Raw genomic sequence first — 22,423 nt, 5'->3', positions numbered from 1 at the left:
GGCGCCTACTCCTTCTCCGGCACTTGCCGCCCGTCGACCCGCGCCTGATGTTCGGCCAACGCTACGTCAAGCTCCCGGACATCGCCGTGGTCCCAGTCCCGTTCCCAGCCGCCGAGCGACAACGTCATCGCCAGCAGGCCGCCCGTGAACCCCCAGACGAACATCCCGCCGACGTCGAACGCGGGCCCCTTCCAGTCGTAGCCCTCGCGTTTGACCTGGAACCGGTTGGCCGGGTCGGTGAGCTCGGCGATCGGCACCCTGGCCACCGCCGCGGTCTCGCCGGGATCGACGGCGTGCACCGGCGACGGCGTCCGCCAGTAGGCGAGCACCGGCGTCACGGCGAAGCTCGACACCGGCACGAACAGTTCCGGGAAGACCGCCACCGGCAGCACGCCCTCGGGTTCGACGCCGGTCTCCTCCTCCGCCTCGCGCAAGGCGGTGCCGACCGGCCCATCGTCTTCCGGCTCGGCGCCCCCGCCGGGGAAGCTGACCTGCCCGGCGTGCGAGCCGAGCGTGTCGGCGCGGCGCTGGAGCAGGACGTCCGGCCCCTGGGGGCCCTCGCCGAAGAGCATCAGGACGGACGCGGACCGGTAGGTCGCGTCCCTCGGCACGCTGAACCGGCTGAACGCGTCCGCGCCGACCTCGCCGCTGATCTTGACCAGCGGCTGCAACCAGGCGGGCACGGCCTCCGGGTCCACGAGGGGGCCGGTCATGGTGTCCCTTCCACAGCTGCGCGCACCTGGTCAGTGTTCAGGAAGACGCGTGGGTTCTCGATGAGCCGGACGTCGCCGCCCGCCGTGACCAGGTACGTCGCGGGAAGGGAGGAAGGGACCTTTAGTGCCGTCCGCACCGGCCCCGACTGCCCGTCACCGTCGAACACGGACGGCAACCGGACACCCAGTTCCGCCAGCAGCGCCAGCCCGTCGGCCCCGGAGCTCGCGACCTGGACGAGGAGCACGCGCGCGGCTCCGGGCTGCGCGGCGTACTGCTGGAGCAGCGGCAGTTCGGCGCGGCACGGCTCGCACCACGACGCCCACAGGTTGACCAGCACGGGACCACCCGAGACCACTTTGGCGAGGTCGACCCGGGAGCCGTCGCCGAGGCATTCGACGTCGACTCCGCGCAGCTTCGCCACTTCGCCCGGCCCGGGCGGCGGGCAGGGCGCGAGCGCGGCCTTCGCCCGGGCGGCGGTGAGATCCCCCGACGTCTTGGCCGGCGCCTGGCCGTCACGCGTCGTGAGCAGGGCGACGATCAGGGCCACCACCAGCACGGCGGCGCCGAGGGCCAGTTTGGTGACCCTGGTCACCGGCGGGCCGCCAGTTCCAGGATGTGTTCGCGTTCTTCGCCCTTGACCAGCTTCGCGGCCTCTTCGAACCCTGTCGGGCCGATCCCGTACGACGGGCACATCTTGGCCAGCGGGCAGGCGCCGCAGGCGGGTTTACGGGCGTGGCACACGCGACGGCCGTGGAAGATCGTCCGGTGCGAGAGGAGCGTCCACTCCTTGCGCGGGATCAGCTCGCCGACGGCGTGCTCGACCTTGACCGGGTCCTCCTCCTCGGTCCAGCCCCAGCGGCGGACGAGACGGCCGAAATGGGTGTCGACGGTGATCCCGGGAACCCCGAAGGCGTCGCCGAGCACGACGTTGGCCGTCTTGCGGCCGACCCCCGGCAGCGTGACGAGGTCCTTCAGCTTGCCGGGCACTTCGCCGTCGTAGCGCTCCACGAGGGCGGCGCCCAGGCCCATCACCGAGTTCGCCTTGGCGCGGAAGAACCCCGTCGGTCGGAGGTACTCCTCGAGTTCGGCGCGGTCGGCGCCGGCGTAATCGGCGGCCGTCCGGTAGCGGGCGAAGAGCGCGGGCGTGACCTGATTCACGCGGACGTCGGTGGTCTGTGCCGAAAGCACGACCGCGACCAGCAATTCGAGCGGAGTGGTGAAGTCAAGCTCACAGTGCGCGTCCGGGAACTCGTCGTCGAGGCAACGCTTCATCCGCCTGGCGCGTCTCACCAATGCGAGCCGGCTTTCACCCTTGCCCCCCGCACGGGGGGCATTGGCAGGGGCAGGAGGCACCCCGATAGCCTACGGGCGCCATCGGACGAGCCAGTGGGGAGCACCCGCCGGTCGACGGCCGACACGCCAGAGCACCACCTCGGCGCTTCGATCGAGGACGCCATGAGCGAGGATCTGGAGTAATGCACAACTTTTCCGAATTCCCTGGGCAGGGCTCATGACCGTCTGGTTCGTCATCCTGGTGCCCCTGGTGATCATGTTCTTCGCGCTGTTCATGGAACGCGTGGAGACCAGGCTCAAGCACGTCGCGGTGCAGGAGAACGAGGTCGAGGAGTTCCTCGAGCAGGCTCAGCCCAACGAGGTCAGGGCCCTTTACGGGCACGGCATCGGGCGCGCGCTCGAGCTTTTCCGGCTGCGCAGGCTGGGCGGGAAGGCGGCCAGGCTTCGCGCGCGACGCGTGCGGAGTTAGGCTCCACGTTCGAGCGAGATCGTTCCCGGCCACGCGCACGTTCGGCGTGCCGACGAGCGATCTCGCGCGCACGACCTAGACTGACGCGAAAAGTGATCGACGACACGGTCCTCGGCAGAATGAGGATCGACGTCGTATCTCGATGAGGAGGCACCCGAGGTGGACGAAACCCTGGCCCGAGCGGGCATTTTCCAGGGTGTTGAGCCGGCAGCCGCCGAGGCGCTGGCACAGACCTTGGAATCCGTGGAGTTCCCTCGCGGGCATGTCATCTTCAACGAGGGTGAACCCGGCGACAAGCTTTACATCATCCAGTCCGGCAAGGTGAAGATCGGCCGCAAGTCACCCGACGGCCGCGAGAACCTGCTGGGCATCTTCGGCCCGTCCGACATGTTCGGCGAGCTGTCCATTTTCGACCCGGGCCCGCGGACGTCCAGCGCGACGACCGTGACCGAGGTCCGCGCGGTGACGATGGACCGCCCGGCGCTGCGGCAGTGGATCTCCACCCGCCCGGAGATCGCCGAGCAGTTACTGCGGGTGGTCGCCCGCAGGCTGCGCCGGACGAACAACATGGTCGCCGAGCTGATCTTCACCGACGTCCCCGGCCGCGTGGCGCGTGCGCTGCTGCAGCTGGCGCAGCGTTTCGGCAGCCAGGAGGCCGGGCTGCTGCGGGTCACGCACGACCTGACGCAGGAGGAGATCGCCCAGTACGTCGGCGCTTCGCGCGAGACCGTCAACAAGGCTCTCGCCGACTTCGCGCACCGCGGCTGGCTGCGGCTCGAAGGCAAGAGCGTGCTGATCCTGGACCCGGAGCGCCTGGCCCGCCGCGCCCGCTAGATCTTTCACCGCGACCGCCGCGAGTAGTCCTCTGCTTGCGGCGGTCGCGCGTTCAAAGACCAGACACAACGAAGAGCCGGGCGCCACCCCCGACGTGGCGCACCGGCTCTTCGCTGTGCGCGGACCATCCCCCGACGATCCGCGCTCCCCGCCCTCCGGAACAAGGCCCCGACCCGTACGCCGGAGGGAGCTGGAGACTGTGTGATTGTCGTACAACCATCCACGGCCATCGGCCGTGAACTCAAGCACTTTCACTCTCAAGGACGCCAAACGCGTCGATTTGTTGCCCCGAATGACCCAGAATCGATCGACTGTTATCCGATCGTGACGAACCGGGGCGCTTCGACCCCCGTAGTACCCGAAAGCGGTGGTGACCAAACTTACCGCCGCAGATCTGGTACTCGCGTACCAAAGTGTTCATACTGGTACGCGTGTCCCAGTCTGTGTCCGCTTCCGCCGAGAGCCACCGCACCTCCCTCGCCGACTACCGAGCCGCGCTGACCGCGCCCGGATCCCGCGGGGCGGTGATCGCGTCCCTGCTCGCCCGCCTGCCGATCGCGATGATCGGCATCTCCGCGCTGCTCTACGTCCAGCGCGAGACGGGCTCCTTCGCCTCGGCCGGACTGGTTTCGGCCGGGTCGCTGGTGGGTGTCTCCGTCGGCGCGGTCGTGCAGGGACGGCTCATCGACCGCTTCGGGCCGACGAGGCCGCTGCTGACCACCACGGTGCTCTTCGCACTGGCGATGACCGGGCTGGTGTTCGCGATCGAGGCGCACGCGCCGACCCTCGTGCTGGTCCCGCTCGCCTTCGGCACCGGCATCACGGAACCGATGGTCGGTTCGGCCTCGCGGGCACTGTGGACACGGCTGCTGCCCGCCGGGCCGACGCGGAACGCCGCGTTCTCCTATGAAGCGATCAGCATGGAGGTCTTCTTCATCCTCGGCCCCGGGTTCGCGGGGCTGCTGATCGCCGCGCCGTGGGCGGGCACCGGCATCGTGACCGGCTCGCTGACCATGATCGCGGGCGCGGTGCTGTTCGCGCTGAGCCCGACCGTGCGCGCCTGGGGTCCGTCGCCGTCCACCGGCGGCAAACTTCTCGGCGCGCTGGCCAGCCCCGGAATGCGCACACTCGCGGTCGCCGCGCTGGGCTTCGGCGCCGTGATCGGGTTCGTCGAGGTCGCCGTCCCGGCGGCCGCCACCGAGGCGGGGAACACCTCCATCGGCGGTCTGCTGCTCTCGGCCTGGTCGGTCAGCTCGGTCGCGTTCGGGGTCGCGTACAGCCTGCGCCCGTGGCCGCGTCAGATGAGCCTGCGGCTGCCGGTGCTGCTGGCCGGATTCGGCGCGCTGGTGGCGCTGCTCGCGCTGCCCGGCTCGCTCTGGGGCCTAGCGCTCGCCATGCTCGCCGCGGGCGCGCTCATCACGCCGCAGTCGACGACGCACTCGGCGGCCATCGAGATCGCCGCGCCCAAGGGCACGGCGGCCGAGGCGTTCGGCTGGGTGCTGACCGCGGTGACCCTCGGTCTCGCGTTCGGGCAGTCGATCAGCGGCTACCTCGTCGAACACGCCGGACACGAAGCGGCGTTCCTCGCCGCCGGCGGTGTCGGGTTCGCGCTCGCCGCGGTGGTGTGGCTGCTGCGCGGCACCTTCCGCCCGCAACCGACCGGTGCCGTCACCGAAGCCCCCGAACTTGTCGGTGCCGCCCGCTAGCTTGCGGGCATGGACCTGACTGCCGCCACCCGTTCCCTCTCGTCCGCCGTTTCCGCCGCCGCCCGGCTGCTCACGGCCCGCTCCGGCCTGCTCCTGCGCGCCGGGAAGGACGGGCTGACCGTCGGCGGCAGCGACAGTGAACGGGCGGTCCGCCTGACCAGTGACGCCATGGTCCACACCGATGGCGAGGTCCTGGTCCCGGCGGGGCCGCTCGCGGAAACCCTGCGAATGCTGGAAGACGACCTGGTGCGTCTGGTCGTCGAGGGTTCGCGGCTGGCCGTGCGGGTGGAGGGTGGCCGTTATGCGCTTCCGCTGCTGAGCCGCGAGCTGAACCTCCCGGACATGCCGCCGAAGGTGTCCGAAGTGGACGGTCACGCACTGGTGACCGCGTTGCGCACGGTCGCGGGCACGGCGGCGAAGGACGACGCGCTGCCGATGTTCACCGGCGTCCGCGTGCAGAGCTTCAGCCGCGAGCTGCGGCTGACGGCGTCCGACCGGTACCGGATGGCCGTGGCCACCCTGCCGCTGCGGTCGGAAGGCGAGCCGATCGACGCGCTCGTCCCGGCAGGCCTCCTCGCGGAGACGGCGAAGCAGGCACGCGGCGTCGTCGGCCTGCACGGCGACAAGACCCGCTTCGGCCTGAGCTGGGCCGGAGTCACCGTCACCACCGCCGTACTCGACGCGGGATTCCTGTCGGAGAAGCTGATCGAGTCGTCCACTGTGGACACCACGGTCGAGGTCTCCGCCGACGCGCTGGCCTCCGCCGTGCGCCGGGTGGGCGTCTACGCGGACGATCGCCGGGTGCTGACGCTGGAAGTCGGCGACTCGCATCTGCGGCTGGCCAGTTCCAAGCAGGACACCGGGGAGGCCGAGGAGACGTTGAAGGCCGAGGTTTCGGGCGGCCGGACGTCACCTTCGTTCCAGGCGCGCTACCTGCTGGACGCGTTGCAGGGTTTCGCCGGGGAACGGGTGCGGCTCGAGATCCAGCCCGGGATGCGGGCCTGCGTCATCCGGGCGGTGGAGCCGGGCGATGTGGAGCTGACGTACTACGTCATGCCGATGCTGCCGCGCTGACATTGTCCACAAGGGACTCTTGTCGTGGCGCCAGCCTCACCTTCCGCCGGTGTCGCGAAAGCCACTTTCGCGACACCTGACGTCTCCAAAGTGGCTTTCGCGACACCGGCCTCGGCGCCCCAACTCGAAGCAGTCATGCCGTGCCGAACGCCATGAAAGGTCCTTTCCTGGCAAATTTCGCAAGGAAAGGACCTTTCATGGCATCTGGCGACCTAGGCGGAAGCGGCCTTCACCGCGGCCTCGATCTCACCGAACGAAGGGTTCACCATCGCCTTCGAGCCCACGAAGACCGTCGGCACGACCTCGTTCCCGTCCGCCACCGAACGCACCCGCGCGGCGGCGTCCGGGTCCTCCCAGATGTTGACCCGCTTCACCTTGAAACCGCTCTTCGACAGCGGCCGTTCCAGCGCGGCGCAGAACCCGCATCCGGGGCGCCAGTAGAACTCGACCTCGACGTCACTCATTCGCCATCCTCCGACCTCAGATAGTCCAACTGTGCCTGCACACTCCACTCCGCAGGCGCCCACAGAGCCTTGTCGACGTCGGCGTAGACGACCTCGACGACCTGGCGCGGGGTGGCGTCCGCGCCGAGCTTCTCCAGTGCCGCACGCACCTGGTCGAGCCGTTCTTCCCGGTGCGCCAGGTATTCGCGCGCGGTCGCGGCCAGGTCGGGCAGTTCGGGGCCGTGCCCCGGAAGCCCGATGGTGCCGCCGGGCAGGCCGATGAGTTTCCGCAGCGAGCGCAGATAGTCGCCGAGGTCGTGCAGCACGGTGGTGCCGCGGCCGAGGATGGTGTCACCGGTCAGGATCTGGCCGTCGGACACCAGGCAGATCGAGTCGCCGGTGTGGCCGGGCGTGTGCAGCACCGACAGCCGGAGACCTGCCGCCTCGATCACCTCACCGTCCACAAGGGACTTCCCACCGACGCAGAGCGACTCGTCGAAGGCCCGCACCGGGGCGCCGGCACGCTCGGCGAACCAGGGCGCGCCCTCGGCGTGGTCGGGGTGGTGGTGGGTCAGGATGATCAGCTCGACGGCGCCGGTTTCCGCCAGCAATGTCAGATGCTCGACGTCCTCGTGACCAGGATCGACGACCACGGAGCCGACCGCGCCCGGCCCGCGCAGCACCCAGGAATTGGTGCCCTCCAACGTCATCGACGACGGGTTGTGCTCCAGCAGCACGGAAGCCGTCGGCGTGACCTGGCGCAACACGCCGTACGCGGGGGCGCTCATGCCGGGTCCAGGACGACGCGGACCTTGTCGCCTTCGCGCACCAGCGTCGGCATGATCTTCGAGATCTCGCGCTCGACGGCCTGCGCCGCGGCCGCCGAATCGAACTCGCCCAGTTCCGCGAGCGTCATCCAGGTCGGTGGCATGAGCATGCGGCGCCCTTCCTTGGCATCGGCGATGGCCTCCTCGGGCCGCTGCCAGCCGGAGCTGACGGCTTCGGAGGTGGCGCCGTCCGCCTGCTGTCCCTCTGGCAGCACGGCGACGAAGAAGCAGGTGTCGTAGCGGCGCGGTTCCTGCGGCGGGGTGACCCAGTTCGCCCACGGGCGCAGGAGATCCGCGCGCAGCGTCAGGCCGTTGGCTTCGAGGAACGCGGCGAGCGAGAGTTCCCGGGAGACCAGCTTCGCTCGGGCGTCGTGGTAGGGCGTCGTGTCGGTGACGACGCTGTCCCCGATGCTCGCGAGCAGCACGCCCGACTCCTCGAACGTCTCCCGCACGGCCGCGCACACCAGCGCGCGGGCGAGCGATTCATCGCAGCCGAAGCGTTCCGCCCACCACGCCGGCTCCGGGCCCGCCCAGCTGACGGAGGTGTCGACATCGCGGGAATCCACGCCACCGCCGGGGAAAACGGTCATTCCACCCGCGAACGGCATCCCCTTCACCCGGTGCTGCAGGAAGACCTCGACGCCGTCGGCGCCGTCGCGGAGGAGGATCACGGTCGCCGCGTCCTTGGGTGTCACCGGCTCGCCGTCGGCATTGGCGCGAGTGCCCACCCCGGCCCCCACCGGGATGTCGAATGTCAGTTCTTCAGCCACCCTCGCAACCTAACATCGCAATTCGTCCTCTGGATGCGGTAGTTGCGCGTGCAACCACCGCATCCAGAGGACGAAATGCATAGAGCTCGCTAGGACCAGCTAGAACCGCTGCTGCGCGAAGCACCGTTCAGCCGGATCTTCGCCGCTTCGGCGCGCTCCCGTTCGGCGAGCTCGGCGTGCAGCTCGCGCAGGAGCGCGCGGTCGCGCTCGCTCAGGCTTGGGTCGTCGAGGTCGAGAGCGGGCAGCTCGACGACCTCGTGCATGCTCGGCTTGCCCGTGGCGATCTCGCGGCCCTTTTCGGGGTCCTCCTTGAGCGCCTGGCGCAGCTGTGCCACCTCGGCCGGAGTCAGGTCGGCCGTGCGCTCGGCACGGGTCTCCGCCCGCGACTTGCGCGGTGCCGCCGACTCCGACGAAGACGGCGTCGCCGCGGGCGCCTGCTGCACGATCGGCACCACCGGCGCGATCGGCTCGACCGGTTCGTGAGTACTGCTGCCGACCGGCCGCAACCCGTGCCTGCTCGGCTGCTCCTTGACCGGCTCGGGAGCCGGGGCGGGAGCGGGCGGCGGGGTCACCGGCTCGGACCGAAAGTCACTGGAGTGGGTACTCCCGGTGACCCAGACAGGACTCGCGGCCGACGACGCGGCCTGGTGGTACGCGGACCGTGCGACGCCGGGTCCCGCGACCTCGACGACCGAACGGATCCCCGCGCGGCGAAGCGCGGTGTCCACGCGGAACGCGACCGCGGGCGGGTTGCCCTCCGGGCCGATCTCGACCAGGACCACCCGCTGCGGCAGCGCGCCGGGCACGCTGCCCGCCGGCGTGTTCCGCCACACCGCGTGGACCGACCGGACGTCCGGCAGCACCTGCAGGGTGCGGTCGAGCGCCTCGGCGAGGCCGAATTCGGGCTGGTTCTCACCGGTGAACCGGTGGGTGAGCACCGGCTCGTCCTCTTCGACGACCAGCAGGTCGTTCGCCAGGGTGGCGTCGGACCTGCTCATCTCGAGGACGAGCGCGAGTTCACGCTGTTCGGCCGAGCTCACCGGGATCTTCCCCGCGATCAGGGTGCCGGTGGTGAGCTCCACCGCTTCGTCGATGTGCGCACGCGCGATCAGCTCACGCGCTTCGGTCAAAGCACTGTCGTCGATACGACCCGCCAGGGCCAGTAACAGGTTGTGCAGGCGCAGGGGCACCGAGAACCCGTCCATGGGCGGGCCGTCGTGGACCTCCACCATTGCTCTGCTCCCTCCCGGCTCGCCTGGTGGAGCGAGCGTTAAGCGGCGACCAGCCGACTTCCGGTGTCCACCGCGCCCACACAGACCAGCTCGGAGTTGGCGAGCGCGGTGCGGTGGTAGCCGGTGAGGTCGATGCTCGGCGGGAGAACCTCGACGCCGGGCTCCTCGTCACCCAGCACGCGCAGGACGCGCTGCAGTTCGCCGGTCAGCCTGGGCAGCCCGTTCAGCGCCGTGACCAGGAGGACTCGTTTCGCCCCACCCTCGCCGACCACACCGAGGTGTCGCCAGCTTTGCCGCACTTCACCCACATCCGGCCGTCCCCGCAACGTTGCGTGGATCAATACGGACACAGAGTCGACGGAGTTCACCCATTCGGGCGCACTCTGCGTGAATGTGTACCTGGTCTCGGTGACGTCGTCTACCCCCAGGGTGGAACTCACCTGATGCCAGTCGGCTCCGTGAGGGATGAGCCCGGCGACTAGCAGGCGATACTCGGTTTGATCCAGGTCGATCCTGTGCTTAAGCAAAGACCTGGGCAGGGTGCGCGCGAGCGTGCCCATCGCGCCTTCGCCCAGCCAGTCACGGAACCGCCACAAGAGCTGGTCCGGCAGCCGTCCGGCCAGCCGGAGCAGGAGCTCGTGCGAGGACCGTTCGATGTCCGGGTCCATCACTTCACCTCCACGATCAGTTCGATCTCGACCGGCGCCCCGATCGGCAGCTCGGCGACCCCGACGGCCGAGCGGGCGTGGATACCCGCCTCGCCGAAGATCTCGCCGAGCAGCTCGGACGCCCCGTTGATCACCGCGGGCTGACCGGTGAAGCCCTCCGCGGACGCGACGAAGCCGACGACCTTGACCACCCGCACGACGTTGTCGATGCCGACGACCGAGTCGACCGCGGCGAGGGCGTTGAGGATCGACGTCCGCGCGTACTGCTTCGCCTCTTCGGGGCTGACCTCGGCGCCGACCTTGCCGGTCGCTTCGAGCTCACCGGAGACGAAGGGCAGCTGCCCGGCCGTGTAGACGTGCGAACCCGTGCGGACGGCGGGCACGTAGGCCGCCAGCGGGGCGGCGACGGCTGGCAGCTCGATACCGAGCTCGGCGAGTCGATCGCTCCAGGTCATGGCTTCAATCCCTCAGTTCTTCGCTCGTTTGAGGTAGGCGACGTGCTGCTCGCCGGTCGGGTTCGGGAGCACGGTGACGAGCTCCCAGCCGTCCTCGCCCCACTGGTCGAGGATCTGCTTGGTGGCGTGGATCAACAGGGGGACGGTCGCGTACTCCCACTTGGTGGCGCTCATGCCCGGGAGCGTAGCCAAACCGGCAAGCGCGCCCGACACACATGCGGAAAACCCTCTCGCGACCGGTTCGCCGAATTCCCGCCGATGTGGTTCACTTCACACCTACTCGGGAGTAGATAGGACGCCGACATGCGGACGACGAAGTCCCTCACCGCCACCTTCCTGGCCGCGGCCCTTGCCCTGATCTGCGCTTCACCGGCGATCGCCGACGAGGAACTCCCCGTCCCGTGGACCCTCGCCGCCGCGCTGCCCGCGCAGGCGGCGGCTCCCGGCGGCCCGCCACCCGGCGCGAACGACTTCGACTGCCGCCCGAGCGAGGCCCATCCGAATCCGGTGGTGCTCACCCACGGGCTCGGCGCCAACCAGACGGTGAACTGGCAGACGTTCGCCCCGCTGCTCAAGAACAACGGGTACTGCGTCTTCTCCCTGACCTATGGGGTCCCCGGGAAGCCGCTGCCGGTCTACCAACCGGGCGGCCTGCTTCCGATGGAGCAGAGCGCGAAGGAGCTTTCGGCGTTCGTCGACAAGGTGCTCGGCGCGACCGGCGCGTCCAAGGTGGACCTCCTCGGGCATTCCGAAGGCACGCTGATGCCTTCCTATTACGTGAAGTTCCTCGGCGGGGCGTCCAAAGTGGACAAGTACGTCAGCCTGACCCCGCTCTGGAACGGCACGACCCTGTTCGGCGCCTCGCATCTGTACGCGCTCGCCGGAGCGCTGGGGCTCGCGCCCGGGTTCAACGGCATCCTCGATCCGGCCTGCGGCTCGTGCCGCCAGTTCCTGCGCGGCTCGGAATTCCTCACGAAGCTGCGGTCGGGCAACGGCGTCTTCCAGCCGGGCGTGACCTACACGAACATCATGACCCGCTACGACGAGGCCGTCGTCCCGTACACGAGCGGTATGGGCAAGGGGCCGAACGTGAAGAACATCGTCCTGCAGGACAGCTGCGTGCTGGATCTGGCCGAGCACGCCGGTGTCGCCGCCGACCGCAACGCGGCCGGGCACGTCCTCAACGCGCTGGACCCGGCGCACGCGAAGCCGGTCCCCTGCGTGCCCGCCACCCCCATCGGGAGCTGACCCGCCGCGATCCCGCGTGATCAGAGGGCGCACTCACGTGATTGGACGCGTATCTCACGTGATTGGAGAGCGAACTCGCGTGATCAGACGGCGAACTCTCTGATCGCTTCTCAATCACGCGAGATACGCGTCTGATCACGTGAGATCGCCGTTCGATCACGCGAGACCGGCGGGCGCTACGGTGGGCCCGTGGAGACCTGGCGTGTGGTCGCGACCGTCCTGCTCGCCGCGGCCGGGCTGCCGCTTGTGCTGGTCCTGATGGCGAAGGCACGGGACCGCACGGGCCGCTCGTCGACGGTCGCGATCACCGGCGCGGTGGCCTTCGTGGTCCTCCTGCTGCTCGGTGTGGTGATGCTCACGGTGCTGCCCGGCGTCCTGACCTGGACTCTTCTGGGACTGGTCGCCGCTGCGCTCGGCGTCATGATGCTGGCGAGCTGACCGCTCAATTAGGGTGGGACCGGTGAGCACATCCCTTGCCGGCTGGACCGACGAACTCGCGAGAGCCAGGCTGCATTTCGTCACCGGTAAGGGCGGGACGGGCAAGACCACGCTCGCCGCCTCCCTCGGCCTCGCGCTCGCCAAAGGCGGGCGCCGGGTGCTGCTGATCGAGGTCGAAGGCCGGCAGGGCATCGCCCAGCTCTTCGACACCGAGCCGCTGCCGTACGCCGAGCAGCGCATCGCGGCGGTTCCCGGCGGCGGCGAACTGCGCGCCCTGCACATCGACGTCGAGGCCGCGCTCCTCGAATACTTCGAGATGTTCTACAACCTGGGCTTCGCGGGGCGGACGCTGCGGCGGATGGGCGCGATCGAGTTCGCGACCACGCTCGCGCCGGGTCTGCGCGACGTCCTGCTCACCGGGAAGATCAAGGAATGCGTCGGCCGGACCGAATCGGACGGCCGCCACACCTACGACGCCGTCGTCGTCGACTCGCCGCCCACCGGCCGGGTCGTGAAGTTCCTCGACGTCACCAAGGCGCTGACCGATCTCGCCAAGACCGGCCCGATCCGCGGCCAGGCCGACGGGGTCGTGCGCCTGCTGCACTCCGGTGAGACCGCGGTCCACCTGGTGACGCTGCTGGAAGAGATGCCGGTGCGGGAGACCGTCGAAGCGGTCGCCGAACTCGACGGAGCCGACCTGCGCCCCGGCGCCGTACTGGTCAACCGGGTCCGCCCGCCGCGGCTGCCCGCCCGTTCGGTGACCGCCGCCGCGGACGGCCGTGTCGACGCCTCGCGCGTCCGCGCCGGGCTCGCGTCGGCCGGGCTGAACCTGCCCGACAGCACCCTCGACGCGCTGGTCGAGGAGACCGTCGAACACGCCGTGCGGGTCGCGGCCGAGCAGCGCGCCCGCGAGCAACTGTCCGAAGCGGACTTGCCGGGCCTCGAACTGCCGGACCTGACCGACGGGGTCGACGTCGCGGCGCTCTACGACCTCGCCGAAGCGCTGACCGAGCAGGGGGTGCGCTGATGTCGGACATCCTGGAGGTCGACCGGCTGATCGACGATCCGGAAAGCCGGGTCATCGTGTGCTGCGGATCCGGCGGGGTCGGCAAGACGACCACCGCGGCCGCGCTGGCGTTGCGCGCGGCCGAGCGCGGGCGGCAGACGGTGGTGCTCACCATCGACCCGGCCCGGCGGCTGGCGCAGGCGCTCGGCCTGCGGGAACTCGGCAACCACCCGAAGCAGGTGCAGGTCGAAGGCTTCGAGCCCAAGGGTGAGCTCTGGGCGATGATGCTCGACATGCGGCGCACCTTCGACGACATGGTGCGCGTGCACGCCGGCCCGGAACGCGCCGAGCAGCTGCTGCAGAACCCCTTCTACCAGACCATTTCCACGTCGTTCTCCGGAACGCAGGAGTACATGGCGATGGAGAAGCTGGGGCAGCTCGCGGCCACCGACGAGTGGGATCTGATCATCGTCGACACGCCGCCGAGCCGATCGGCGCTGGACTTCCTCGACGCGCCGACGCGGCTTTCCAGCGCGCTCGACGGCCGGATGATCCGGTTGCTCACCGGCCCGGCCAAAGCGGGCGGCTGGGGCCTGCGCAAGGTCGTCAACGCCGGGTTCTCGATGTTCGCGAAGGCCGTCTCGACGATCATCGGCGGCCAGCTGCTGACGGACGCTTCGGCGTTCATGCAGGCCTTCGACAGCATGTTCGGCGGCTTCCGCGAACGCGCGCGCAAGACCTCCGAGCTGCTGCGATCCGGCGGCACGTCGTTCCTCGTGGTGGCCGCGCCGGAGCCGGACGCGCTGCGCGAGGCGTCCTACTTCGTGGAGCGGCTCTCGGAGGAGAGCATGCCGCTGGCCGGGCTGGTCGCGAACCGGACGCACCCGGTGCTGGCGCCGTTGTCCAGCGCCGAAGCCATCGCGGCCGCCGAGCAACTCGCGAAGGGCGAGGCCAGCGCTCCGCTGGCCGAAGCCGTCCTTCGCCTGCACGCGGACCGGGTCGCGCTGGCCGATCGAGAGACGCGGCTGCTCGCCAGGTTCACGCGGGCGCATCCCGAGGTCCCGCTGGTGCGGGTGCCCGCGCTCCCCAGTGACGTGCACGATCTCGAAGGCCTGCGCGACATCGGGACCAGGCTCGCCACCCAGTCCTGAATCTCCGTGAAGGACCCCTTCCCTACCTTGGACTCAGGGAAGGGGCCTCTCACGAAACCATGATCACGAGACTCGGACGCGGACGTCTTCCTCTTCGTCGATCCCGGTGAAACTGCGCTTCGCCGCTTCAAGCAGGTCCGCCCAGCTGGAAACGTCCGGCCGCCGCCGCAGCAGCGCCCGCCGTTCCCGTTCGGTCATACCTCCCCAGATGCCGAAGTTGATCCGGCCATCGAGCGCTTCGGCGAGGCACTCCGTCCTGACCGGGCAACCGAGGCAGACCGCCTTGGCCCGGTTCTGTTCCGCCCCCCGGACGAACAAACCGTCCGGATCGGTGTCGCGGCACGACGCATTGACTCGCCAGCTCGACTGGTTGGTTTCCATACCCCCAGCTCCCTACCCTGGTGTTCGACACACCACGGGGGGACGAAAAGCCTGCGCTCCTGCCCCCATGAGCGTGTCTCCCTGTGTGCTCACGTCGGTTGAGCCGACACCTCCCCGGTGCCGGTGCCTCCGTTCGGTCGAATGCGACTGCCGCTCGCACTCACCCGTCTGTCGGCTTTTTCATACGTGAGACGTTGACGGACTGTAGGGGCCCTCGGTTCCCCCCGCCAAGCCCTAGAATGCCTGCCGCTACCTAACGTCACCTCATGGGGTCGATTTCGTGACCGAATCCCCACTGACAGCGAGGTGACGTCACGGTGGGCTAACGGGATCCGCGTACCCTGGTCCGCGTGCGCAAAACGGACGGTCTGCTGAAGCTCATTGGCCTGTGTGTGCTCGCGGGGGTGCTGGTCGCGGGGATGTTGTTCCCGGTGGCGGGCGCCGCGGGGGTGCTGTCGAACCAGGCGAGCGAGACCGTCGACAAGACATCTTCGGACCTTGCGGACATACCGCCGCCGTTGGTGACGACGATCACCGACAACACCGGCAAGCAGATCGCGACGCTGTACAAGCAGTTCCGCATCCCGACGAGCGAGACCCAGATCAACGACGCCATGAAGTGGGCGCTGATCTCGGTCGAGGACAAGCGCTTCTACGAGCACAACGGGGTGGACTGGAAGGGCACGCTGCGCGCCGCGGTCAGCAACAGCACCGGCGGCGACACGCAGGGCGCGTCGACGCTGACCCAGCAGTACGTCAAGAACTACCTGATCAACGTCGTCTACCGGGACGACAAGCCGGGCCAGAAGCGCGCACAGGAGCAGTCGGTCGCCCGGAAGCTGAAGGAAGCCCGGATCGCGATCCAGCTGGAAACCAAGCTGAACAAGATGCAGATCCTGACCGGCTACCTGAACGTCGTCGAGTTCTCGCGCGAGATCTACGGCGTCGGCGCGGCCGCGAACGCGTACTTCAACACGCCCGTCGAGAAGCTCACGGTGCCGCAGGCGGCGCTGCTGGCCGGTCTGGTGAACAACCCGATCGTCAACGACCCGTGGAAGAACCCGGCGAAGGCGACCGAGCGCCGCAATCTGGTGCTGGACCGCATGGTCGACAACCAGAAGCTCGCGAAGGTGGACGCGGAACGCTTCAAGGCCGAGCCGCTCGGCGTCGTCGAAGGCGGCCCGCAGAAGCCCGCGTCGAACTGCACCGGCGCCGGCCCGGAGAACGGTTTCTTCTGCCAGTACGTCGAGGACTATCTCCTCAAGAACGGCATGACGAAGGACGATCTCTACACCGGCGGCTACCAGATCAAGACCACTTTGGACGAACGGGCGAACCACGAAGCCAAGATGTCGGCCGAAGCCCAGGTCAAGAAGACCCAGGACAACGTCGCGAACACGCTTTCCCTGGTGAAGCCGGGCAAGCAACGGCACGAAGTCGTGGCGCTGGCGGCGAACCGTGACTACGGGCTCCACGAAGACCAGGGACAGACGACGTTCGCCCTGCCTTCCGGCGTCTACAACACCGGTGGCGCCGGGTCGGCGTACAAGGTCTTCACCGCCGCCGCGGCGTTGGAAGCGGGCGTGGCGGGGATCAACTCGCCCCTGCCGGTGTCGGACTTCTACACCTCCCACGTGTTCGCCGGTGGTGGTCCCAAGTGCGCCCCGACCGGGCCGCCGTTGCGCTCCCGCTGGTACTGCCTCGGCAACGCGGGTGACTACAACCCGGCGGGCGGGGCCATGTCGTTGCAGCAGGCGCTGGCGACCTCGCCGAACACGGCGTTCGTGGCCCTCGAAGAGAAGGTCGGGAGTACCGGCCCGATCGTGGAGATGGCGCGCAAACTCGGCATGCGCGACACCATGGCCAGTAACCTCGGTGGTGGCGCCGTCGACCCGAAGTCCGACAATCCCGGTGCCAACACCAGTCAGCTCCAGGCCTTCGGCCCGAGGCCCGGCTGGGCAGGAAACGCTTCGTTCACCCTTGGCCCCGCCCCGCTGAGCGGTCTGGAGCTGGCGAATGTCGGCGCCACGATCATGAGCGGCGGCGTCTGGTGCCCGCCGACCCCGCTGGCAGGCGTCACCGACCGGGACGGAAAACCGGTGCCCGTCAAGGAAGCCGCCTGTGAGCAGGTCGTGCCCGAAGGCCTCGCCAACACTCTCGCGGTCGGCATGAGCCGGGACAGCGCGCCCGGTGGCACGTCGGCCGTCGCCGCGAGCGGAGCCGGCTGGAACCGGCCGGTGATGGGCAAGACCGGGACCACGCAGAACAACGGCTCGGGAACCTACCTGGGAGCCACCCCGCAGCTCGCGGGCGCGGCGATGGTGTTCCGTCCGAAGGGCGGAAACGGTGGCCTCTGCTACTTCGGGCCCGGCAATGTACGCACAGGAGGCTGCAACCCGAACATGTTCGGCGGGAAGACGCCGGCGCAGACCTGGTTCGGGGCGATGTCGAAGATCCTCGAAGGCCAGGAAGCGCTGCCGCTGCCGCCGCCGGACCCGAAGTACATGGGCGGCGGACGCTGACCGGCAAGGGCCATGTTCACCAGCGCAAATCACGATGAGTCACACCATTCTAACTTTAAGTGAGCGCCTGGCGGCCTAACGGGGAACTGCGATCGACGGGATCATGTCGATTGATCGCGACACCCCGCGCCGACCACGGAAGGTGAAGAAAAGAGGCCATTCCAGCGATTTACCGAGATCGCCGGAATGGGGGCGAACGATCACCACCGAAGAGCACGTAAACTGGACATTGTGAGCACGCTCAGTAACGAAAGCACTTCGGGGGCGACGGTACGGCGCTTGGCCGTGGGAACCGTCGCCCTGGGAGCCGCGACCCTCGGTTACGCGGTCGGTATCGAAAGGCGCCGGTGGACGCTTCGCACCGCGGAGCTCCCGGTCCTCGCGGCAGGGGCGAAGCCCTTCACGATCCTCCACATCTCGGACCTGCACATGCTGCCCGGTCACGTGAGCAAGCAACGCTGGGTAGCGGCGCTCGACGCACTCGAACCGGACCTCGTCGTCAACACCGGTGACAACCTGTCACATCGGCAGGCCGTCCCGTCCGTGCTGCGCGCACTCGGCCCCCTGCTCGACCGGCCCGGCGTGTTCATCTTCGGCAGCAACGACTACTACGCGCCGAAACCGAAGAACCCCGCGCGCTACCTCATGCCGAAGGGCAAGAAGAAGCGCATCCACGGCGAGCACCTGCCGTGGCGCGACCTCCGCGCGGCCTTCGTCGAACACGGCTGGCACGACCTCACGCACGTCCGGCGCACCATCGAGGTCGCCGACCAGTACGTGTTCACCGCCGGCGTCGACGACGCCCACCTCCGCCGCGACCGCTACGCCGACATCGCCGGTCCGGTGGACACGGCGGCCGCCGTCCGCATCGGCGTCACGCACTCGCCGGAGCCCCGCGTCCTCGACGAGTTCGCGGGCGACGGCTACGACCTCGTCCTCGCGGGGCACACCCACGGCGGGCAGCTCCGCGTGCCGGGCTACGGCGCGCTCGTCACCAACTGCGAACTCGACCGCACCCGCGCCCGCGGCGCGTCCCGCTGGGGCGCCCAGATGTGGCTTCACGTCTCCGCCGGGCTTGGCACTTCGCCGTACGCTCCCGCGCGCTTCGCGTGCCCTCCCGAGGCGAGCCTGCTGACCCTCGTCCCACGGGGTACGACCAGCGGCAATCGCCGGAACGCGGCCCCCCGCAAAGCCCGGAACACCGTCCGCTAGACTTCTCCACGACCCGTTAAGCAGTACCCCGGGGTGTGGCGCAGCTTGGTAGCGTGCCTCGTTCGGGTCGAGGAGGTCGTGGGTTCGAATCCCGCCACCCCGACGTTGGATCGAAAGAGCCTTGCTCGCTTTGGCGAGCAAGGCTCTTTCGCGTTGCGGGACTTTGTCGTTTGCCGCGCATGCCCTGAAGGCCCCCTTTGAGGATCACGCATCCCCGGCGCACCAGAAGGCCCGCGCGACAGGCGCCGACCACCGGCCAGCCCCCGCCACTCCCAGGGGGGCGACCCCGAGGCCAGTCTATCGGCGAGGGGCGTCGGGGCCGGCCGAAAGAGGGGGCGGCGGGGCTGGTTGTCCACAACGGTGAGCGGGTGTGGACAACCGAGGGGCGCGCCGAGGCCCAAGGGTTCCCAATGCCTCATTTGAGACGCTCAGTGTCCCCAATGTGGCATTGGGGACACTCAACGTCCCCAGTGCCACATTGGGGACACCGGAGAGGGAGACGCCGAAAAGGCCTCAGCGGGTGGCGAGGAGTTCGGTCCAGCATTGGGCGAAATCCCCATCGCCCGAGCGCGCCCACGACCACGCCGAGCGGGCCGCCGAAGCGAGCTGGTCGCGGTCCGGGGTCGTCGCGGTTTCCAGCGCCGTCACCAGACGCGCCTCCACGGACGTCGCCAGCGCCCGGTATGTCGTATCCGTGCGGTAGCGGACTTTCGTTCGCACGTCGGTGAAACCGGCGGCCGTGACCGCGGCGGGCAGCGAGCGTCCGGCGAACGGATCACCGCCCGCGCGGCGCCACAGCAGATAGTGCCCGCGCAGGGCGGCGTCGACGTTCGCCGTCTTCGGCCGCAGCCGCGCCCGGCTCCAGTCCGATGTGGACAGTGCGAGCGTGCCGCCCGGTTTGAGGATCCGCCGGAGTTCCGCCAGCGCGGCGCCCGGCTCCCTCAGGTGCTCGAAGACGGCGTGCGCGAAGACCACGTCCACCGAAGCCTCGGCGAACGGCAGCGCGCACGCCTCCGCCACCAAGAAGTCCACTGTGGACTTTCTGTGCCCGTTGTCGATACCGAGGGTGATCGAACCCGGCCCGCAGCCGACGTCGACGCACCCCATCCCCGGTCCGAACAGCGGTTGCGCGAACACGGCCCGCTCGACCGCCTGACGCGCGAACCGCGCGGACACCGCGGCGCGCGGCGCGTTTCCCTCCAGCACCCCGCACACAGTACGGCTCCGGAGTGGCAGGATCGAGGGGTGAGCACGCAGCCAGGCAATGAATATCCGTCCGCGGTGGTCCCGGACCGCCTGTTCGACGACGCCGAAGCCGAGGCCAGGTGGCGGGCCCGCTTCCGCGCGCCGCGCATCTCGGTGCCCGAATGGGCCATCGACGCCCCGGACGCCAACGTCTACGTCTCCAACGCCAGCGGCGTATGGGAGGTCTATTCCTGGGACCGGTCGACCGGTGAGCATCGCCGCGTCACCGACCGGCCCAACGGCACCATGCACGCGACCCCGTCCCCCGACGGCCGCTGGATCTGGTGGTTCGACGACACCGACGGCGACGAATTCGGTTCCTGGGTCCGCGAACCGTTCGCGCCGGGGGCCGCCGCCGAGCGCGCGGTGCCGGACGTCCACGACGGCTACCCCGCCGGGCTCGAGATCGGCACCAAGGTGGTCGCCGTCGGCGTCTCGACCGACGACGGCAGCGAACTCTTCGCCCATATCGACGGCGAAACCACGTCCTTCTACAAGCACGAGGACGACGCCGGGATCGCCTCGCTGTCCCGCGACGAGTCGCTGCTCGTGATCTCCCACTCCGAGCACGGTGATTCACGACACCCCGCGCTGCGCGTCCTGTCGACCGACGGCTTCACGCCGGTCGCCGACAAGTGGGACGGCGAGGGCAAGGGGCTCGGCGCGCTGGAGTTCTCCCCGGTCGCGGGCGATCAGCGGTTGCTGGTGCTGCACGAGCGGCGCGGCCGCGAAGAACTCCTGATCTGGGACACCGCCGCGGACACCGAGCAGGAGATCGAGCTGGATCTGCCCGGCGAGGTGGTCGCCGGCTGGTATCAGGACGCGCGGGCGCTGCTGGTCGTCCACTTCCACCAAGGCCGCAGTTCCCTGCACCGCTACGACCTCGCCAGCGGCGAATTGTCCTCTTTGGACACTCCGCCCGGCAGGATCGGCGGCGCGGGCGTGCGGCCCGACGGCACCGTCGAGTACTCGTGGTCCAGTGCCGCGCAGCCGACGGCCGTGCGCGCGCGGACGGCGGACGGCGAAGACTCGGTGCTCCTCGAACCGCCGGGCGAGCGCGCCCCGGGGTCGGCACCGGTCACCGACGCGTTCGTCGACGGGATCGGCGGGCAGATCCACGCGCTGGTCTCGCGTCCGGCCGACGCGCCGGAAGGTCCGCTCCCCACGGTCTTCTCCTTGCACGGCGGGCCGCATTCGGCCGACGAGGACCGCTTCTCCGCGTACCGCGCCGTGTGGCTCGACGCGGGATTCGCCGTCGTCGAGGTCAACTACCGCGGTTCGACCGGCTACGGCTCGGCGTGGCGTGACGCCATCGAAGGCCGTCCCGGCCTGACCGAACTCGAAGACGTCGCCGCCGTGCACGACTGGGCAGTCCAAAGTGGACTCTCGGATCCGGCCAAATGCGTGGTGAACGGCGCTTCGTGGGGCGGGTACCTGAGCCTGCTGGCGCTGGGCACCCAGCCGTCGCGCTGGGCGGCGGGGATCGCCGGAGTGCCTGTCGCGGACTACGTCGCCGCGTACGAGGACGAGATGGAGCAGCTCCGCTCGTTCGACAGGGCGCTGTTCGGCGGTTCGCCGGAGACGGTGCCGGCGGTGTACCGGGAATGCTCGCCGATCACCTACGTCGAAGCCGTGACGGCGCCGGTGCTGGTACTCGCCGGGGACAACGACCCGCGCTGCCCGATCCGGCAGGTCGAGAACTACCTCGACAGGCTCGCGAAGCGGGAGATCCCGTTCGAGTTCTACCGGTTCGACGCGGGCCACGGATCGCTGGTGATCGCCGAGACGATCAAGCAGACCGCCATCGAGGTGTTCTTCGCGCTGCGGGCGGTCGGGCTTCGCTGACCCCGGCGAGCGAGGTCAGCGCTCGGAGAAGAGAGTCCCGCCGGACGCCCAGTGTTCGGCGGGAATCTCGTTGATCGTCACCCAGACGCCTTCGGGTTTGCCGCCGCAGGTGCGGACGAAGGCGTCGGTCACCTCGCGCACGAGGGCCTGCTTCTGTTCGGCCGTGCGGCCGGGGAACATCGAAACACTGATCATCGGCATGGCCGGAACTCTAAAGGCCGCGGTCGTGCTTCCGGAGCCTGTCCACCGCGTAAGCGTCACCCTCGAAGGTGAGGCGGACGGCGTCGCGGCCGAAGACGAACAGCAGCAGTTCGATCGGCGCGCCGATCACGGTCACCGTGTCCGGGCCTTCCTTCACGCGCGCTTCGCGGCCTTCGGGGGTCTTCAGGATCACGCCGACCGGTGATTTCCGCAGGTTGAGCTTCGAGGCCTGCTTCGCCGACTTCCACGCCGCCGCGTCCCGCGCGGGTTCGGCCGGACGCGGTTCCCAGCCGGGCCTGCCTCGGCGGACGTCCTCGTGGTGCACCAGGAATTCCGGGCCGTTCACGACCTCGTCGAGCGGGCCGATCGTCGTCGGCCAGTACCAGGCGGGGCCGGACCGGACCTTGCCGACGACCTCGGACCAGGGTTGCGCGGCGTAGGAGTCCTGCACCCGCTGCGTGTACGACGCCAGCGCCGGGACCAGGATGCCGGGCGCCGCGTCGGGCCGCCGCTCGCGGACCAGCAGATGCGCCGCGAGATCCCGCGTCTTCCAGCCCGCGCACAGGGTCGGCGCGTCCGGGCCGACCTCTTCGAAAAGCTCGCTCAACGCACGACGTTCGTCTCCGGCGACTCCCATACCCCACGACGTTACGCGCCGGTAGGGCGCGGGGAAATCGGGCGTGACGCAG

Annotated in this window: 25 protein-coding genes and 1 tRNA gene; 12 read left to right on the top strand and 14 right to left on the bottom strand. The window is 69.4% G+C overall.

Annotated elements, in window-relative coordinates; translation table 11 throughout:
• Positions 1 to 5 precede the first annotated feature (5 nt).
• Genes DMH01_RS25800 through nth form a run of 3 tightly spaced genes read right to left on the bottom strand, consistent with a single transcriptional unit; the run spans position 6 to position 1,986 of the window.
• Positions 6 to 713 carry a CoA pyrophosphatase gene (locus DMH01_RS25800; protein ID WP_125679764.1) on the bottom strand — a complete coding sequence of 236 codons (708 nt, stop codon included), beginning with the start codon at positions 711 to 713 and terminating at the stop codon, positions 6 to 8.
• Positions 710 to 1,306, bottom strand: a complete 597-nt coding sequence (locus tag DMH01_RS25795) for a TlpA disulfide reductase family protein (protein ID WP_125679763.1) — start codon at positions 1,304 to 1,306, stop codon at positions 710 to 712. Before DMH01_RS25795 ends, DMH01_RS25800 begins: the two co-directional genes overlap by 4 nt.
• Complete coding sequence (nth, locus tag DMH01_RS25790) at positions 1,303 to 1,986, bottom strand: endonuclease III (RefSeq protein WP_125679879.1); 684 nt, start codon at positions 1,984 to 1,986, stop codon at positions 1,303 to 1,305. The genes DMH01_RS25795 and nth overlap by 4 nt, the downstream gene beginning before the upstream one ends.
• Before the next feature lie 238 nt (positions 1,987 to 2,224).
• On the opposite strand from nth, the gene DMH01_RS25785 reads away from it, so the two are divergent.
• The 4 genes from DMH01_RS25785 (at position 2,225) to dnaN (ending at position 6,090) form a co-directional block, all read left to right on the top strand.
• Positions 2,225 to 2,476: a hypothetical protein gene (locus tag DMH01_RS25785; RefSeq protein ID WP_005166943.1), complete on the top strand. Its 252-nt coding sequence runs from the start codon at positions 2,225 to 2,227 to the stop codon at positions 2,474 to 2,476.
• 159 nt (positions 2,477 to 2,635) lie between these two features.
• Positions 2,636 to 3,310, top strand: a complete 675-nt coding sequence (locus tag DMH01_RS25780; RefSeq protein ID WP_003081747.1) for a Crp/Fnr family transcriptional regulator — start codon at positions 2,636 to 2,638, stop codon at positions 3,308 to 3,310.
• Positions 3,311 to 3,753: 443 nt separating this feature from the next.
• The gene (locus tag DMH01_RS25775; RefSeq protein ID WP_199745633.1) at positions 3,754 to 5,016 is read left to right on the top strand and encodes an MFS transporter; all 1,263 of its coding nucleotides are present in this window, start codon (positions 3,754 to 3,756) and stop codon (positions 5,014 to 5,016) included.
• Between the two features lie 9 nt (positions 5,017 to 5,025).
• The gene (dnaN, locus tag DMH01_RS25770) at positions 5,026 to 6,090 is read left to right on the top strand and encodes a DNA polymerase III subunit beta (RefSeq protein WP_125679761.1); all 1,065 of its coding nucleotides are present in this window, start codon (positions 5,026 to 5,028) and stop codon (positions 6,088 to 6,090) included.
• A 212-nt stretch (positions 6,091 to 6,302) separates the two neighbouring features.
• Here the strand turns inward: dnaN and DMH01_RS25765 are convergent, their stop codons facing one another.
• From DMH01_RS25765 to DMH01_RS25735, 7 genes are all read right to left on the bottom strand, one after another.
• On the bottom strand, positions 6,303 to 6,554 hold the full coding sequence (locus DMH01_RS25765; protein ID WP_125679760.1) for a glutaredoxin domain-containing protein: 252 nt from the start codon (positions 6,552 to 6,554) through the stop codon (positions 6,303 to 6,305).
• Positions 6,551 to 7,321, bottom strand: a complete 771-nt coding sequence (locus DMH01_RS25760) for an MBL fold metallo-hydrolase (RefSeq protein ID WP_125679759.1) — start codon at positions 7,319 to 7,321, stop codon at positions 6,551 to 6,553. The genes DMH01_RS25765 and DMH01_RS25760 overlap by 4 nt, the downstream gene beginning before the upstream one ends.
• The gene (locus tag DMH01_RS25755; RefSeq protein WP_125679758.1) at positions 7,318 to 8,130 is read right to left on the bottom strand and encodes an NUDIX domain-containing protein; all 813 of its coding nucleotides are present in this window, start codon (positions 8,128 to 8,130) and stop codon (positions 7,318 to 7,320) included. Before DMH01_RS25755 ends, DMH01_RS25760 begins: the two co-directional genes overlap by 4 nt.
• 89 nt (positions 8,131 to 8,219) lie before the next feature.
• Positions 8,220 to 9,362 carry a hypothetical protein gene (locus DMH01_RS25750; RefSeq protein WP_125679757.1) on the bottom strand — a complete coding sequence of 381 codons (1,143 nt, stop codon included), beginning with the start codon at positions 9,360 to 9,362 and terminating at the stop codon, positions 8,220 to 8,222.
• A 38-nt stretch (positions 9,363 to 9,400) separates the two neighbouring features.
• Entirely contained in the window at positions 9,401 to 10,030 is a 630-nt protein-coding gene (locus DMH01_RS25745; RefSeq protein ID WP_125679756.1) for a hypothetical protein, read from the bottom strand.
• The gene (locus DMH01_RS25740; protein WP_125679755.1) at positions 10,030 to 10,485 is read right to left on the bottom strand and encodes a RidA family protein; all 456 of its coding nucleotides are present in this window, start codon (positions 10,483 to 10,485) and stop codon (positions 10,030 to 10,032) included. The genes DMH01_RS25745 and DMH01_RS25740 overlap by 1 nt, the downstream gene beginning before the upstream one ends.
• A 12-nt stretch (positions 10,486 to 10,497) precedes the next feature.
• Positions 10,498 to 10,659 (bottom strand): DUF4177 domain-containing protein, encoded by a 162-nt coding sequence (locus DMH01_RS25735; protein WP_005166970.1) that lies wholly within the window; start codon positions 10,657 to 10,659, stop codon positions 10,498 to 10,500.
• Between the two features lie 129 nt (positions 10,660 to 10,788).
• Here DMH01_RS25735 and DMH01_RS25730 point away from each other — a divergent pair, with 129 nt between their 5' ends.
• The 4 genes from DMH01_RS25730 (at position 10,789) to DMH01_RS25715 (ending at position 14,328) form a co-directional block, all read left to right on the top strand.
• Positions 10,789 to 11,733 (top strand): triacylglycerol lipase, encoded by a 945-nt coding sequence (locus tag DMH01_RS25730; RefSeq protein ID WP_125679754.1) that lies wholly within the window; start codon positions 10,789 to 10,791, stop codon positions 11,731 to 11,733.
• Between the two features lie 189 nt (positions 11,734 to 11,922).
• On the top strand, positions 11,923 to 12,171 hold the full coding sequence (locus DMH01_RS25725; RefSeq protein WP_125679753.1) for a hypothetical protein: 249 nt from the start codon (positions 11,923 to 11,925) through the stop codon (positions 12,169 to 12,171).
• A gap of 22 nt (positions 12,172 to 12,193) precedes the next feature.
• Entirely contained in the window at positions 12,194 to 13,198 is a 1,005-nt protein-coding gene (locus DMH01_RS25720; protein WP_125679752.1) for an ArsA-related P-loop ATPase, read from the top strand.
• Positions 13,198 to 14,328, top strand: coding sequence for an ArsA family ATPase (locus DMH01_RS25715; RefSeq protein ID WP_125679751.1), 1,131 nt, complete (start codon positions 13,198 to 13,200; stop codon positions 14,326 to 14,328). Before DMH01_RS25720 ends, DMH01_RS25715 begins: the two co-directional genes overlap by 1 nt.
• A gap of 63 nt (positions 14,329 to 14,391) precedes the next feature.
• Here DMH01_RS25715 and DMH01_RS25710 read toward each other — a convergent pair whose 3' ends face one another.
• Positions 14,392 to 14,709 carry a WhiB family transcriptional regulator gene (locus DMH01_RS25710; protein ID WP_005166974.1) on the bottom strand — a complete coding sequence of 106 codons (318 nt, stop codon included), beginning with the start codon at positions 14,707 to 14,709 and terminating at the stop codon, positions 14,392 to 14,394.
• A 350-nt stretch (positions 14,710 to 15,059) separates the two neighbouring features.
• Here DMH01_RS25710 and DMH01_RS25705 point away from each other — a divergent pair, with 350 nt between their 5' ends.
• The 3 genes from DMH01_RS25705 to DMH01_RS25695 all read left to right on the top strand — a co-directional run bounded on the left by DMH01_RS25705 (position 15,060) and on the right by DMH01_RS25695 (position 18,546).
• Positions 15,060 to 17,231 (top strand): transglycosylase domain-containing protein, encoded by a 2,172-nt coding sequence (locus DMH01_RS25705; protein WP_125679750.1) that lies wholly within the window; start codon positions 15,060 to 15,062, stop codon positions 17,229 to 17,231.
• Between the two features lie 285 nt (positions 17,232 to 17,516).
• Entirely contained in the window at positions 17,517 to 18,443 is a 927-nt protein-coding gene (locus DMH01_RS25700) for a metallophosphoesterase (RefSeq protein WP_199745632.1), read from the top strand.
• Positions 18,444 to 18,472: 29 nt separating this feature from the next.
• Positions 18,473 to 18,546 (top strand) — tRNA-Pro (locus DMH01_RS25695).
• Positions 18,547 to 18,956: 410 nt separating this feature from the next.
• Here DMH01_RS25695 and DMH01_RS25690 read toward each other — a convergent pair.
• Positions 18,957 to 19,649, bottom strand: a complete 693-nt coding sequence (locus DMH01_RS25690) for a class I SAM-dependent methyltransferase (RefSeq protein ID WP_125679748.1) — start codon at positions 19,647 to 19,649, stop codon at positions 18,957 to 18,959.
• Between the two features lie 39 nt (positions 19,650 to 19,688).
• Between DMH01_RS25690 and DMH01_RS25685 the strand changes: the two genes are divergently transcribed.
• Positions 19,689 to 21,533: a prolyl oligopeptidase family serine peptidase gene (locus tag DMH01_RS25685; RefSeq protein WP_125679747.1), complete on the top strand. Its 1,845-nt coding sequence runs from the start codon at positions 19,689 to 19,691 to the stop codon at positions 21,531 to 21,533.
• A gap of 15 nt (positions 21,534 to 21,548) precedes the next feature.
• On the opposite strand, the gene DMH01_RS25680 is transcribed toward DMH01_RS25685, so the two are convergent.
• Together DMH01_RS25680 and DMH01_RS25675 are read right to left on the bottom strand one after the other, a co-directional pair.
• Positions 21,549 to 21,734 carry a 2-hydroxymuconate tautomerase gene (locus DMH01_RS25680; RefSeq protein WP_125679746.1) on the bottom strand — a complete coding sequence of 62 codons (186 nt, stop codon included), beginning with the start codon at positions 21,732 to 21,734 and terminating at the stop codon, positions 21,549 to 21,551.
• 10 nt (positions 21,735 to 21,744) lie between these two features.
• Positions 21,745 to 22,371: a TIGR03085 family metal-binding protein gene (locus DMH01_RS25675; protein ID WP_125679745.1), complete on the bottom strand. Its 627-nt coding sequence runs from the start codon at positions 22,369 to 22,371 to the stop codon at positions 21,745 to 21,747.
• Positions 22,372 to 22,423 lie beyond the last annotated feature (52 nt).

This window comes from Amycolatopsis sp. WAC 04182, from assembly GCF_003947465.1.
Taxonomy (GTDB): domain Bacteria; phylum Actinomycetota; class Actinomycetes; order Mycobacteriales; family Pseudonocardiaceae; genus Amycolatopsis.
This window is presented reverse-complemented; position numbering and strand designations above follow the sequence as displayed.

What these genes read in the sequence shown, in the direction of transcription:
- DMH01_RS25785 (WP_005166943.1), top strand. Translation starts at nt 2,225, where the DNA reads ATGACCGTCTGGTTCGTCATCCTGGTGCCCCTGGTGATCATGTTCTTC.
- DMH01_RS25760 (WP_125679759.1), bottom strand. Translation starts at nt 7,321, where the DNA reads ATGAGCGCCCCCGCGTACGGCGTGTTGCGCCAGGTCACGCCGACGGCT.
- DMH01_RS25800 (WP_125679764.1), bottom strand. Translation starts at nt 713, where the DNA reads ATGACCGGCCCCCTCGTGGACCCGGAGGCCGTGCCCGCCTGGTTGCAG.
- DMH01_RS25715 (WP_125679751.1), top strand. Translation starts at nt 13,198, where the DNA reads ATGTCGGACATCCTGGAGGTCGACCGGCTGATCGACGATCCGGAAAGC.
- DMH01_RS25680 (WP_125679746.1), bottom strand. Translation starts at nt 21,734, where the DNA reads ATGCCGATGATCAGTGTTTCGATGTTCCCCGGCCGCACGGCCGAACAG.
- DMH01_RS25750 (WP_125679757.1), bottom strand. Translation starts at nt 9,362, where the DNA reads ATGGTGGAGGTCCACGACGGCCCGCCCATGGACGGGTTCTCGGTGCCC.
- DMH01_RS25730 (WP_125679754.1), top strand. Translation starts at nt 10,789, where the DNA reads ATGCGGACGACGAAGTCCCTCACCGCCACCTTCCTGGCCGCGGCCCTT.
- DMH01_RS25765 (WP_125679760.1), bottom strand. Translation starts at nt 6,554, where the DNA reads ATGAGTGACGTCGAGGTCGAGTTCTACTGGCGCCCCGGATGCGGGTTC.
- DMH01_RS25740 (WP_125679755.1), bottom strand. Translation starts at nt 10,485, where the DNA reads ATGACCTGGAGCGATCGACTCGCCGAGCTCGGTATCGAGCTGCCAGCC.
- nth (WP_125679879.1), bottom strand. Translation starts at nt 1,986, where the DNA reads ATGAAGCGTTGCCTCGACGACGAGTTCCCGGACGCGCACTGTGAGCTT.
- DMH01_RS25675 (WP_125679745.1), bottom strand. Translation starts at nt 22,371, where the DNA reads ATGGGAGTCGCCGGAGACGAACGTCGTGCGTTGAGCGAGCTTTTCGAA.
- DMH01_RS25735 (WP_005166970.1), bottom strand. Translation starts at nt 10,659, where the DNA reads ATGAGCGCCACCAAGTGGGAGTACGCGACCGTCCCCCTGTTGATCCAC.
- dnaN (WP_125679761.1), top strand. Translation starts at nt 5,026, where the DNA reads ATGGACCTGACTGCCGCCACCCGTTCCCTCTCGTCCGCCGTTTCCGCC.
- DMH01_RS25710 (WP_005166974.1), bottom strand. Translation starts at nt 14,709, where the DNA reads ATGGAAACCAACCAGTCGAGCTGGCGAGTCAATGCGTCGTGCCGCGAC.
- DMH01_RS25745 (WP_125679756.1), bottom strand. Translation starts at nt 10,030, where the DNA reads ATGGACCCGGACATCGAACGGTCCTCGCACGAGCTCCTGCTCCGGCTG.